This is a genomic window from Alistipes sp. An116 (assembly GCF_002161005.1).
Taxonomy (GTDB): domain Bacteria; phylum Bacteroidota; class Bacteroidia; order Bacteroidales; family Rikenellaceae; genus Alistipes; species Alistipes megaguti.
Genome location: NZ_NFLR01000012.1, coordinates 81,547 through 94,064, shown reverse-complemented (window position 1 = coordinate 94,064; position 12,518 = coordinate 81,547). Strand labels below are relative to the sequence as shown.

The following is a 12,518-nucleotide window of genomic DNA, read 5'->3' as shown; positions in this document are numbered from 1 at the left end:
TTCAGGGTTTATGCAGGCGTAAAGTTGAAATTCGTGCAGATCTGCCCAAATTCAGAAGAACAAAGTTTACTTTCCACTCGAATTGCTGTTGTCGGAAAACTTTGTTTTGGCGAAATTTGTATCTGCAACAACCCCGAAAAAAGAGGGTCGATGCCGTTGCATTTCCAAGATAAGTTTCCTACTTTTGCAGGAGACATATTGAATTACGGAAGTGTAACTTTATTCTCGTGCGACGAACGTAGGAAATTCATAGCACAATAGAGAGAATAGGTGGCATGACTTTCCCGTCATATCCTTCACGGATACGGCGCGGGGTTGTTGCTTATTTTATCTATTGGGTTTCCTACGACCTGTCGCACTAAAATAAAGCTCCAGCCCTGCGCTTTCTGTTTATTTGCCTGTCGTTAAGGGGTTGGACGACGCTAATTGTTGTACTATGGATAATGTCCGAATAACTCCATCCAATTTATGGAAACAAATGTTGGGAAAGAAGCATTTGCTGAAATTTAATAATGGTTTTACAATTCCATTCATTGTAGGGACATATTATACACGAGGGTTCCTTAAAGATAGTGACCTCCAAACATCTCAATGTATTCAATTCATATTAACAAATATACTGGAAACAGCACAGCGGGGACAACACCTTGTAATTTTCAAATGTGGGTCCCATGAGAAACTTGTCTTGCAATATATTACCGATGGAGAAAGGACACCCAATGATATCAAACGGATTAAAGAAAAACATCATAACATAGACCATGTTATTTATTTGGACTTTGATGTTTTCCAGCATCCCTATACTTTGGATACTCTAATAGCTGAACTTTGGAATCGCTATCATGAACCTATAACAAATCATGCATTTAGTTATGAAAATAGAACTTGGCGAACATTCAACGACAAAGAACAAAACTTCATTAACAATGAACTATAAATAATAACGCTATGAAAAAATTATTTTTTACAGCATTCTTCATTTGCAGCGGAAGTCTCCTCTTAAATAGCTGTGATCTGCTACCAGCAAATAAAGAGAAAAACGAAAAAGCCAAGACTGAACAAATGAGGACAGAATACAATCGAAAGATAGCAGAAAGAGATAGGAAATGGTTAGATCAGAACGAGGCAACAGCCAGAAACTTTGCTAAAAACTTTACTCGAAATAAAGGATATACAATTCAATCAACAACTTTGGAAGGAAGGGAAGCTAGCGATGTCGGATCCAGCGGTGTGAGATTCGTAGAATACAATAAACCTATTCCGACCGAAATACAATCAGCATATTATAATTATAACATCGTTACAGGAAATATCAGTGATAATGGAGGCTTGATCCATATTCGGGTACGAGTTAAATACACCAGATATGAAAATCCGAATTGGACTGTTGATTATTTCCAAGCTTCCCGTAATTAATTTCTGCCATGAAACAGTTAATTTGCAATATATTGGACGCTGTCATTTATTTACAGTTACAAGATCGTAGAATATCAAAAAGCAAATTATAGTTTTTCTTTCCTGACTATGAAAAAGATATTATTATTAGCTCATTTGTTGCTTATGTGCAACATGGTTGGGGCTCAAAATATAGATGGATTCGTTTTAGGGGAAAGTCGATTAGAAACCATTTGTAACATACCAAGGGGATTTAAATATGTAACAACAGATAATCCCAATATATTACAATATGAGAAGATATCCAATGCTTTTGACGGTTTTAGAGGAACAACCTACAAGCTATTATTCAAGGATAATAAACTATATAATTTTACGAAACATCTATCCGATGTATATACAGACGATATGCATAGGACTCCAGAACAATGGTTTGCGGATATATATACAGTTTATATGGAAAAATTCGGCGATCCAACCTCGCAATATGAAGGAACTTCCTTTTGGTATTGCTATTGGACTCTCCCCAATTCTCAATTATCTTTTAAATTTTCATGGACGATCAGACAAAAAGAAGAGCAAGACATTGGCTCCTTGTTTGGTCCCTTGAAAACACGAACATATTATTATCTCAACATAACAATAGACTGGAAGCCCAAAGGATCAACCCATTAATTAGATAGCTGTTGGGATAATACAAAAAATATTAAAGAGAAATAGAAAAGGTTTGTGCTCTTATTCTTAAACGTTTTTTCATTGAGATAGGGGAGGGTAATTGAGATTAGGTTAAAAATAAAAAACACAATGGGATTCTGGGATAGATTGTTTCGGAACAAGAACGACCAACGCACGACTCCGCTCACACCGCAGCCTGCGGTGGTGAAGCCTGTAACAAGTGAGTCGATTACGTAAACACATAACTATCTACTTCCGAGGACAGACTTTGCAAAGGGGGCTCAAATATACCCCTTTGCGAAAGTTTGCCCGATTACCAACACGATAAAATAATGAAAAAATACCTAATTCCTTTATTCATTTTGTTGGTTGCAGGATGTGGTCGCCAGTCTTCTAAACAAAAGATAGCTACACAACCAACAGAAACAACAGAATCCATTGAAAAGCCTAATACACAAGAGAGTGATCAGGTGATTTTACAGGATTCGACAAGCGGAACTGCCGAAATGAAATCATTGAATGATATTCGCTTCGGGAACTGGACAGAAAAAGATTGGTTCGACAATGATTATTTCCGTACTTTACGCACATACATTGATGCGTGTTACCAAGGAGAAATTAAAGATGAAGTTTTAGAGCCCTATAGATTTGCGTTAAAGGGGAAATTTGCAATATTTAACGCTGAGCCATTTATTGGTGGTGGCATGTTTATTTATTTCGTTTTTTTGGATGCTCCGAACAAAATTTTTAATGCTTGGATTTATAGTTGCGTAACTGAAGAAAATACCGTTGTAGATTATCAAGTGAGAGCCGTAGATATAAGCGAAGAAGTAGATATAAGCGAAGAAGAGGCTGAACTTACGAAAGAGGGGATTTTGTCCATAATAAAGGAGCATCCCGAGAATAAATTATGGTAAAGAATTAGTAAATAGGGACCACTTGTTCAGAGTGGCTTCATATAGACCCTTGGAAAAAGTTGGTCCGATAATCCTCGCGACAGATAAGATAATGAAAAACAACTTGATAATCTTATTCGCCTTGCTGTTTATTGCATGTGGCTCTCCCCGTCCACAACAGACCTATGATGAAATGCTGAACGATGTCGTGCAGAATTTCAATGTAGGAACAGTAGGCGGTGACAGTGTGCTGAATGTCTTTGTGCAAAAAGCCCAAACTGATTCAATCGCTCGGAAATATTCCAATCCAGCAATGAAAGAGGAAATGATGTTTAACCTGATTTCCGAATATTTGCAGGCAGGACAAACTGACAACGCACAGCAGCTATATGACAATATGCTGGAATACGCAGAACAGAAATATGGAAAGATCTGCCCCATGAAAGCAATGGTCTATTTTGAGAAAGCATACATATACGAGCTGTCTGGCGATTTAGAAAATGCTATCAAGATGATGCAAAAGTCGGCAGCGGTGTTTGAACAGTTGCCTAAGAATGACTTCAATCGATATAAGGATGCGAGGGAGTTTTTAAGGAGATGGCGGGCAGCAGCCAGTTCGGATAGTACAGACATGAATGAATTTAGCAACAGACACATTCAATATACAATCAACTGATTACAAACACTATATACAATAAAATCATTTATATTATGAAACGAGAAGATCATTTGAAGTTTTGCTCTATCTGCCAAAAACGGCAGATGGATATGCAACGAGGTTTGGTATGTTCATTAACGAATGAATATGCTACTTTTGATGAAAAATGTGCTGATTTCGAGGCTGACGAGACAGCTATCGAAAAAGAACTCACGAAGCAGAGGGAATACAAGAAAGAACTGCAAAAAACAGGAGGGGTTTTAACTGGTTCTAATTGGTTTTTATGGATTGGTGTACTTTCTATTCTTAATATTATATTGGGATTCATCGTTAATCTTCAATTCGTATTTGGATTAGGGGTAACACAAGTTATACAAGGAATTACGGTTGAGACTGGCACAGAAGTATTAGGCATTATTATCTCCATATTGATTTCGGGGTTCTATGTTTGGACATATTATCTGGCTGCTAAAAAAGAGCGCTTATGGGCTTATTTTGCGGGATGGAGTATCTATTTAGTCGATACCTTGATATATCTTCTGATTTTACCAGTAGAATTTGACGCATCAATTATTTGGTCTTTGCTTCTGCACGCAATATTATTAGTTGTACTATATTCTTCAACTCCATTATTTAATGAAAATACTTGGCAGAATATAAAGACTTTTGATTGGACGCATGGTAGAATTGCATATGTTATTTATGGTGGAATGATAACGCTTATACAGATTGGTTGTTTGATAATAATTGGTATTATCATGATACAAAATTAGTTGTCAAAACTGTCAAAAAATAGCAAAGACCTGCATTGGGGCCTTTTTAAGGAGCCTCATGCAGGTTTTATAGATATAATCTATTTGTATAAGTCATAAATTTTAGCTATATTTACATCATAATCAAAGATTTAATAACAATATAAATTTTAGCTAAAATGAAAAGAAAAACACCGATAACAGATTGACAAACGGGCACAGAGATATTGAATGATATTGAAATCTCCTATGTTGCCAAATCTATATCCTATGATCTTGATGGAATATGTCTTTTTGTAGGACGCCGAAAAGACAATCCCACGCCCGTAGAGTTCTACTACTTCCTTGAACTCGATATAGACCTTACTCAAGCCGCTACAATCTCCTTCCTAAAAAGAGGTCTTCTACAAATAGGATTCAATTTTACACTACCACCTCAAGAGTCCAATCAAGGCCCCTACATCGCAAAATTTCCGAATGTAATTACCATTCCACCAATCGGATATCCGCTCAATCTTTTTGAAGCGCATATCCACAGTGATACTATTGTGTTCAACTATACGGCACAAAATGGAACCAAGCAAGAGTTTCGCTTTTCACTGGCTGGCTTCAATGAGAAATATTTGGAACAGTTTGTATAAATACAAAAGCATCTAACAGTTCCCGAGGACAGACTTTGCAAAGGGACTAATAAAGTCTTTTGCGAGGTCTGTCTGGTTTTATTTATCAAGCAATCAACCTTTTCACTATTGTTTAACCGCAAACAACACAGGTCGCCGTGTTACACATAATGTTATACATTACGCCCGAATCCTTTCTTCCATTTACCATAACAATCTGATTTTAAGCGCAAAAAACAGGTTAACGCAGTAACAACAGACATCCTTGGTAAGGAAGAGGTCACGAGTTCAAGCCTCGTCAACAGCTCTGGAAGGCGTTGCAAGAAGACGCCAGAACAAGCAAAAAGCCTTATGTATCCATGATATGTAAGGCTTTTTCGATCATTATCATCCAACGGCTTGTCAGTCAAAGAAAGCAGTTGCATGATAAAATCACTCTTCTCAAGCCTTTTAACACGCTTTTGCATGACTGGGATTGTGGGAGAAACACAATGTACCGCATAAATAATCATACATCGTGTTGGCGTTGGCTGGATTTTCGGGATTCATGGCTGTTATTATTTTTACCTTTGCAAAACAATCAGAATAGGATTGTTTTGATCCTATCGTCCCGAAATCGCAAAATTTTATGAGACGAATAGGATGATAAGCTTGATTACTCGATATACGGGCTTACAACACATTGCGAGAGGTTAGTTTCCCGTATAGGCAGGCTGATAAGCAGGCACATCCTTCTTTGTAATCGTATATCCGTCGGGATCAGGAGTCCAGCTGCGCGTATAATCAGTTCCATCATACGTTACCGTTCCACCAAAAGCACCTTCGGCGATTTTCTGGAATACCGGCAGCGGGCTGACATCACTGTAGCGACGCATGTTGAACATCATGATACCGCCGCAGTTGCCGCTGGCAGCCTGCGAGGAGCGACTCTTGATCTGATTAAGATAGATAGCGTTCAGCTTCGAAAAAGAGACATCCGCCTCCTTAAGGAGGCGGATGTCATCGTTAAGTGCGGAACGAATCGGAACCCGTTAGGGCAACCGGATGGTGAAGCAGCCCTTGTAGAGCACATCCTCCTGGAGTGTATAGAAGGTAATCCAAGCCAATTTGTTCTCGACTTTAATCACCTCGGCAGTAGTCGAAATCTTCTTGGAACCCTGGAAAATCCACTTGCCGCTTTCGCCGTCGTACGCCACGATGTAGCAGGAATCCTTAATTTCACCGACCGTCGCCAAATCAGGCTTTTCATTTGCTATCAAGAGGCCAAACCGGTCTTTCGGCGAATCTTTGGACGATGCATAGTATCCGAAGAACCAAGTCCCCTCGGGCTGGTTGGTAATTATCTCATCCTTCTTCGGAGTAGCCCAATACCGTTTGGACGAGGGTGCTCCCTGCCTTGCGATATTGTAGTCGCCTCCCTGTAGCCAGAAATAACCTTCCTGGGAGATGCTCTTGTAGGTCTCGAGGTCGGAATTGGAGAACGGAGAGTCCGAATAGGTGTTGGTCACCGTGACGACGGACTCCAATCCGCGCGAGTCCGTGATGGTGATGGTCGTGCCGCCCTCCTTCAGCCCCGTGATGTCGAATCCCGAATCGCTCACCGTCGACGGAACCACGGTGGCGTACTGCGTGTCGGCAGAGACCGCACTATAGGGCGGATTTCCGGCGACGATGGTCACGGTGCCGACGCCCGGATTACCCATGTTAAGGGTCAGATCGAGCGTCGTCGTACTCAGCTGGAGTTCATCCGAGAGATAGACGTTAACGGGGATGCTCTTGTAGGCGCCGCCCGCATCCGAGACGACCAAATCGGTCCGCCCGTATTTATGGCCAGTCACCGTAATCACGTCTCCGTCGAGCATAGCGGTAGCGATTGACGTGTCGAGCATGTCGATTCGATAATCTCCGGCTCCAGAGACGATTTGCTGCCGTACGCTGGTCTCCGGTTTGAGGTCAAAGAGTTCCGTACCCACCTCCAGTTTGGGGCCCTCGGGAAGTTCCGAGTCGACGACCGGCGAAGGTTCCGGTTTCTGCGGCATCTCGTCTTCGTCACACGATGTCGCCCCTGCTGCGAGCCCCGTCCAAAGCAGGGCGTAAATCAAATATTTGTGTTTCATGTTTTTGCTTGTTTGAGAATACTGCGGGCGAACCGGGCTTCCGCCCCACTCGCAGCCGGATTCTGTTACCAGTCTTTTCGATAGGTATCACCTACTTCCAGCGACTCGCCGTAAAGTGTTTCGCAGACCCGATTCAGCGCCTGAACCTGCGTCAGCTGCTCCCGGTTGCCAATCGGAGTGGTATTGAACGAACCGTTGCTCCGGTAGGGATCGATGCTGAAGAGGAAGAGTGTCTTATAGGTGTCGCGCGTCTGCTCGAGCCGCTCGACAAGCGGCCAGGAGGGCGAAGTGCTGCCGAAATTGGTGGACCATCGACCAACCCGGTTTTCGGGTACGCCCGGGAAATTGGCCGGATTGAAATCGTCACCGTCACTGTAGTCGACCATTATGTAGTCGATGTAATCACCCGGTCCCCAGACCTTGCCGGTCTCGTCCTCGAACTTGCAACCTTCGGTGGTGAACTGCCGGATCATTCCCAACTGGTAGGCGATCACGTCGCGTTCGGGCATGATTCGCTTGGTTGCATAAAGCAGGTAGGCTGCGGCTTCCTTCGAATATGCGCCAAGGAAGCCCGTGGGCGGGGTATCTTCCAGCGAAGTGTACTCGTCGTCGAAGAAAACACCGTCGAGCGAATAGGTGTCACAAATGATTTTCAATTGTCGCGCGAAATAATCGGCCGTAGCGGGCAACATCGTGGAGAGACCTGCATGGGTATGATAGGGTGTCATGCCGAGATATACTTTCATGCCACGCTCCTGCAACGGTGCAAGATACTTCTCGCGATTGTTCAGCAGGTAACGCACGTTGTCATTGACCAACGCGTGCAACCCCGTATGGTCGAGGACGATATTGTCCGAGAAGAGCACAACGGCGTCGAACAGATACTTGCGTGAATCGGCCAACCGGAAACTGAGCATGTTGAGCGGATTCACGTCGTTGGTCTCCATGACGTAGAAAACCTTGGCCGCATCGGCTCCCTTGTTGCAATCGCCGGGATTCTCCACAACCTGCAGGAAAATCAGATAGCCCGCATCCTCGGCATTGAGTTCCAGCGGTCCCGACACGACTTCCGCACGCAGCGGAATCACATAGGTCTGGTCAGCGCTCTGCTCTGCCGTCAGCGTGTAGCTCACGGTCACGGATTCGGAGCGCTGGCTCCCGGCCTCAAGCGAGAACGTCTGACCGGAGAGTTGCAACGCCTCCTGTGGCAACGCCTCATAGGCGTTGCCCGTCATCTCGTTGTAGGCGTCGAGAAGATCCGTATCGTAGGTCAGCGATACCTCGCTGGCCGCCTCGGCCTGTTTCGTCGCATTCAGGTAGAGCGTGACGCTTCCACTGCTGCCCACACCCTCGCGGACTTCAGTGGTGAGCTGCTTCCGGATGGCATTCCCGTCGGCAAGCCAGCCTTTCTGAATCACCGTGGAGATGATTCCGCTGTTGTCGGCCGGCAGCATGTCGATCTCCGTCTGGCTGCACGAACCGAACACTCCCACCGTTGCCAACAGCAGCAACGGCATGATGTTCCGTTTAATGATTTCGTATGTCTTCATGTCTTTTGCTTTTCTTCGTTAAACGCCTATTTAGCCGGAAGTTCCACGGTATTCCAGGTCAGCACCCGCGTGGCCATGGCATCGTTGCCCGAAGTCGAATAGTCGGTGACCGAGGCTCCGTTGCCGTCGTTGAATTTCCAGTAGGCTACCAGATTGCTCTCCTCCTGGGGCGAGTAGAGTTTGTAGAAGTGATTCTGGGCTCCGATTTCCTCATCGGTGAGCACCCGATTCCAAACCCGCACCTCTGAGATGTCTCCGTCCAGATAGCGGTCCGGCTCATACGAGTAACCAATCCAGAAACTGCGGTTCGACTCCGTCTCCTCGGCATAGTAGCGGCCCCAATTCACCGCTTCGGTGAACTTCGAGAAACTCTGCGGCGTTTTCCGCTCACCGTTGATGTAGACGTTCACCTCATGCGTCACATTATTATAGGTCACGGCAATATGCGTCCATTCGCCCACTCGCACCGTCCAGTCCGAGGAGGTGAGTTTCTCGTCTTCCGTCGTACCCGAAGGGCGACCTACAATCTGCAGCTGGTTATTGGGAATCGCCGAGTCGCCGAAGCGAATCAGGAAGTGGCTCTCGACTCCCATCAGCGTGGAGATGTTTGAGCCGCGGCCTTCAGCGAAGGCATCCACCCGAACAAGCGCCTCGGCCGTAAGCTGGGAGAGATTGTTGAGCCGCGAGGAATTGTTCCATTGGGGAATGCATACCGAATTTTCACGCAGGTTGGCCACCACGTTGATCAGCGAGGCCTCCTTCACCACGAAATAGACCGTCCGCCGGCTGGCAAGCTGCCCGATATTCGCACCGCCGATCGATACCGGAAGTACATATACTTGAGTTTTATCCAATGTCAGCAGGTTGCGAAAGCGGACTTCCACTTCGCTGGATTCGACAACTCCGGCCGGAATCACAACTGTCGGATTCGGGATCTCGTAATAATCCGATGGTAACAACACGGCTGAATCGGAGTATGCCGTATTGTAGTAGTCGACCTGTGCGGCATCGACTTCGTAGGTAAACGAAATGTCCACCGTCGACGGCATCGCAAGCTGAGCCTGGAGCGTCCGCGTATCGCTGTCGGTCTCCTCCTCGACGAACAGAATACTCTGCTGTTGCGTCGTGTTGTAGAGCCGATTGTCGAAATGCTCCATGTCGTCCTGGCAAGCGGCGAGCGCCATGACCCCGCAGAACGATATAAACAGATAATTGATATGACGTTTCATGTTGTTCGCATTTTATTTGATCGAAGGATTCAGCGTCGTAATCATACTGCGCATGTTCCCGTAGGTATTGCTTGCGTTGAAGTAGTCACCGCCGAAGTCGTAAACACCCACGGCGCGGATACGGTTTCTCTGCTGGGACGTGTTCGCCCATGCGGCCACGGCGGCCGTCGCCGGGCTGCCGTTGGAGAAGGTTGCGTAGCGGTTCGTGCCGGAAAGCGGAGTACCCGCTACCACCATGCCGTAGCGCGTGCCGTATTCAGCCATGTAACCCTCCGTCATCAGGGTCGTCAGCTCATTGGCCGCCGAGGCGGTCCGACCATCGAGCAGGATCGTCGGGCAATTGGCCAGGATGCTCTGATCGAGCAAGTTCTCCGGAGCGCCCAGAAACGTCAGTTCTACCCCCCCCCTGTTGCGGTCGTACCAGTCAGTCAGAATACCGATGAAGCAATTTTCATCCTCCATGTACTCTTTCTTTTCGACGTCGTCCATCAGTACGGTCGACTCTCCTTGGTAGGCGATGCAAATACCGTCATAAGGGTATTTTTTCAGCAGAGAAAGTGCATAGCTCAACGTGTCGGCAAGAAACGAATGAAACGAACGTTCCGGTGTATTGGGCTTGATATTATTCGTATAGTCCGTTTTCATCCGATCGAAGTCGATCGTGTAGATCACCTTCATGCCCTTCTGCGTGCGGAGCTCGTCGATCTGGTCGAGCTCGCTCTGCGTAAGGAGGTCAGGATAAAGCAACCCAACGACATCGATACTGTCAGGAATTTCACGCAGGTAATGACCTTTCGATACGGGGAACTTGACACTGTTATCCCACCATGCGTAGACCTGCGTGTGGTCCGTATTGCGGTATTCGCGCAATGAGGCGAGATACCGGGCGTACAGTTCCGGGTTCTCTTCTTCGACATTGCCATATTTGATGTCCAGATTATCCACATCTGTCCACTCTTCACACGACGGAAGAGTCATCGTCGCCATCAGAAGTAATGCCGCCGCTATCTTGATTCCTTTTTTCATCGTCTTCATGTGATTTATTCGTTAATCAGGTCCGGATTGCAATCCCACCAGACGTGCGTAGAGAAACGATCTCCGCCATCGGGCAGATTTTGACTGATAGCTCGGTTCAGGTTGACGCCGTTGGTGCTGTATTCGTCCGAGGGGTAAGTCAAACGTCGGGCGAATTTGCCGTCAGCAACGTCCCCGCCGCTGAGGTTAACCGGCGACGCTGCCAGTTTCGGGTAGCCTGTACGCCTGAATTCAGCCCATGCTTCATGTCCCAACGGGAAAATGGCAATCCACTTTTGCGTGATGATCTGTTCAAGCTGCAATTCGGGGTCGTAGCTATTCCATGCCGGTACACACTGGGTATCGGGACGGAACGAATAGGAGCCCTGCGGGTCGTTATAACTGCCCACTTGAGTATAACTCGACAAATAGGAGGCGGCATCACCCGCACCCCGTTCTTCGAACGACAACGTCACACCCCGGCGGTAATAGTTCTCAGCCGTATCCTGTGTATCCCAGCCACGCAACGCTGCTTCAGCACGCAGAAACATCACTTCCGCAACATTCATCCACAGAATCGGGTCGCTCTGCTTGACATTCAGATTCGAATAGGCTTGTCCCGTAGTGATGGGGTACTGATTGCCGATACGCAGCCCCCAATAGTCGCTCGTATATCCCGAAAGTGTACATTTGTTTGCATAAATACCGATACGCGGATCGCTCCAGCTCTTCATGTAGTTGATCAGATCGGCCGAAACACGCGTCTCACCTCCGTTATATTGATAAGCCACGACATAGAACGGATTGATATTGATTCCCGACAAGTAGGCGTTGTCGTCGTTCGAGACCATCACGCCTAATTTGCCATCCGAAGTGTCAACGGCCTCCTTTGCGCGCGCCTCGGCCGTGGCGGGATCCACATAGGACAGCCGCATGGCCATACGCAGTTTGAGCGAATTGGCAAATTTGATCCATTTCTCGAGATCTCCGGCATAAACTTTATCGGCAGCCGCCGAGATCCGCGAAGCACGATGCTCCATTAGTGTTGCAACGGCCGCACTCAATTCCTCGAAGATCTTTTCATACACTTCCCGTTGGGAGTCCAGCGGAGCCGTCACTTTCCCATCGGCACCAATCTGACTATACGGAATGGGGCCATAGGCATCGGTCACACGCTGGAACGCCGCGGCCTTGACAATTTGTGCTACAGAGAGAATCGATTCATCCGTAGTGGCGGTTTGCAGGCCGAGCCAGTTTGAGTAGACATTGGGGATGATCTCCTGATACATCTTGTCCAGCCAGTCCTGCGACGGGTTGAAATAGGAGAACGAGTTGGCCCACACTTGCGAGTCGGCGAAATAACCGCCCCACACGCCGCCAAGCAGGCATTCGGTGAACTGGTTCAGGTGCTCCTCAACAGGAATTACATTGTTCATCATGCCGCCAAGCAACGAACTGACGAGATATTCGTCGCGTTGCATTTCACCCGCAGTGACCTCTGCCCAGTTACGGTTGTAGTCCATGTAATCTCTGGTGCACGAGCTCGCCAGAATTCCGCCTGCCAGGCAAATTCTGAGACATATCTTGTTATATATCGTTTTCATGCTCCTTG

Annotated in this window: 14 protein-coding genes; 8 read left to right on the top strand and 6 right to left on the bottom strand. The window is 46.5% G+C overall.

The genetic code is table 11. The annotated features are described in order from the left end of the window. The 8 genes from B5E60_RS14040 to B5E60_RS09325 all read left to right on the top strand — a co-directional run. Positions 1 to 261: hypothetical protein (locus B5E60_RS14040; RefSeq protein ID WP_204246465.1), on the top strand; the 261-nt coding region annotated here is incomplete at its 5' end. A gap of 217 nt (positions 262 to 478) precedes the next feature. Beyond that, entirely contained in the window at positions 479 to 937 is a 459-nt protein-coding gene (locus tag B5E60_RS13785; protein ID WP_143260724.1) for a hypothetical protein, read from the top strand. Positions 938 to 948: 11 nt separating this feature from the next. Further along, the gene (locus B5E60_RS13780) at positions 949 to 1,416 is read left to right on the top strand and encodes a hypothetical protein (protein ID WP_143260722.1); all 468 of its coding nucleotides are present in this window, start codon (positions 949 to 951) and stop codon (positions 1,414 to 1,416) included. 108 nt (positions 1,417 to 1,524) lie between these two features. Further along, positions 1,525 to 2,070: a hypothetical protein gene (locus tag B5E60_RS13775; RefSeq protein ID WP_143260720.1), complete on the top strand. Its 546-nt coding sequence runs from the start codon at positions 1,525 to 1,527 to the stop codon at positions 2,068 to 2,070. A 332-nt stretch (positions 2,071 to 2,402) separates the two neighbouring features. Beyond that, on the top strand, positions 2,403 to 2,987 hold the full coding sequence (locus B5E60_RS09340) for a hypothetical protein (RefSeq protein ID WP_143260718.1): 585 nt from the start codon (positions 2,403 to 2,405) through the stop codon (positions 2,985 to 2,987). 91 nt (positions 2,988 to 3,078) lie between these two features. Further along, positions 3,079 to 3,642, top strand: coding sequence for a tetratricopeptide repeat protein (locus B5E60_RS09335; RefSeq protein WP_143260717.1), 564 nt, complete (start codon positions 3,079 to 3,081; stop codon positions 3,640 to 3,642). A gap of 35 nt (positions 3,643 to 3,677) precedes the next feature. Further along, positions 3,678 to 4,397, top strand: coding sequence for a hypothetical protein (locus B5E60_RS09330; RefSeq protein WP_143260716.1), 720 nt, complete (start codon positions 3,678 to 3,680; stop codon positions 4,395 to 4,397). A 206-nt stretch (positions 4,398 to 4,603) separates the two neighbouring features. Next, positions 4,604 to 5,017 (top strand): hypothetical protein, encoded by a 414-nt coding sequence (locus B5E60_RS09325; RefSeq protein WP_239403302.1) that lies wholly within the window; start codon positions 4,604 to 4,606, stop codon positions 5,015 to 5,017. A 671-nt stretch (positions 5,018 to 5,688) separates the two neighbouring features. Here B5E60_RS09325 and B5E60_RS13770 read toward each other — a convergent pair. From B5E60_RS13770 to B5E60_RS09300, 6 genes are all read right to left on the bottom strand, one after another. Next, positions 5,689 to 5,883 (bottom strand): hypothetical protein, encoded by a 195-nt coding sequence (locus B5E60_RS13770; RefSeq protein ID WP_143260714.1) that lies wholly within the window; start codon positions 5,881 to 5,883, stop codon positions 5,689 to 5,691. A gap of 144 nt (positions 5,884 to 6,027) precedes the next feature. Beyond that, on the bottom strand, positions 6,028 to 7,113 hold the full coding sequence (locus tag B5E60_RS09320) for a hypothetical protein (protein WP_087311231.1): 1,086 nt from the start codon (positions 7,111 to 7,113) through the stop codon (positions 6,028 to 6,030). 65 nt (positions 7,114 to 7,178) lie between these two features. Then, on the bottom strand, positions 7,179 to 8,663 hold the full coding sequence (locus B5E60_RS09315) for a BT_3987 domain-containing protein (protein ID WP_087311230.1): 1,485 nt from the start codon (positions 8,661 to 8,663) through the stop codon (positions 7,179 to 7,181). Between the two features lie 26 nt (positions 8,664 to 8,689). After that, positions 8,690 to 9,892, bottom strand: coding sequence for a DUF1735 and LamG domain-containing protein (locus B5E60_RS09310; protein ID WP_087311229.1), 1,203 nt, complete (start codon positions 9,890 to 9,892; stop codon positions 8,690 to 8,692). 12 nt (positions 9,893 to 9,904) lie between these two features. After that, positions 9,905 to 10,927, bottom strand: coding sequence for a glycoside hydrolase family 18 (locus tag B5E60_RS09305; RefSeq protein WP_087311228.1), 1,023 nt, complete (start codon positions 10,925 to 10,927; stop codon positions 9,905 to 9,907). 5 nt (positions 10,928 to 10,932) lie between these two features. Beyond that, entirely contained in the window at positions 10,933 to 12,510 is a 1,578-nt protein-coding gene (locus tag B5E60_RS09300) for a SusD/RagB family nutrient-binding outer membrane lipoprotein (protein ID WP_087311227.1), read from the bottom strand. Positions 12,511 to 12,518 lie beyond the last annotated feature (8 nt).